The sequence below is a fragment of the Neobacillus rhizosphaerae genome, from assembly GCF_937468385.1.
In the GTDB taxonomy this organism is placed as follows: domain Bacteria; phylum Bacillota; class Bacilli; order Bacillales; family Cytobacillaceae; genus Neobacillus; species Neobacillus rhizosphaerae.
This window is the reverse complement of sequence record NZ_CALBWS010000076.1, coordinates 1-465: the sequence shown is the minus strand read 5'-3', so window position 1 is coordinate 465 and position 465 is coordinate 1. Positions and strand designations below refer to the sequence as shown.

The 465-nt window shown below is 37.0% G+C and carries 1 protein-coding gene; it reads right to left on the bottom strand.

What is annotated here, in order from left to right:
- Positions 1-465, bottom strand: a 465-nt coding sequence (locus M5A78_RS24605; RefSeq protein WP_248737892.1) for an IS3 family transposase, incomplete at both ends; no start/stop codon positions are given.

The window sequence follows — 465 nt, the reverse complement described above, 5'->3', positions numbered from 1 at the left end:
CTGGGCTTAGGTCTTTTAATTTTGCCTTTATTCGTTTGTTATTGTAATAGTGAATATAGTCTTCTAATTCTTTTTCAAAATGCTCAATGCTATCAAACTCCTGTAGATAAAGGAGTTCTGATTTTAATAAGCCAAAGAAGTTTTCCATGACTGCATTGTCCAAACAATTACCCTTTCGAGACATACTCTGGGTAATCTGGTGCTGTTCTAATGTTTTTTGGTACTGTTTCATTTGATAATGCCAACCTTGATCTGAATGGAGAATTATTTGGTCCCCAGGTTGAAGTCGCTCAATTGCTTGATCCAACATATCGCCTACTAACTTATAAACAGGACGTTTCATTACGTTATAGGCAATAATTTCACCGTTACACAAATCAAGTACTGGTGAAAGGTAACGCTTCTCCCCGAAAAGGTGGAATTCTGTAACATCGGTTACCCATTTTTGGTTCATTTTCTCTGCGG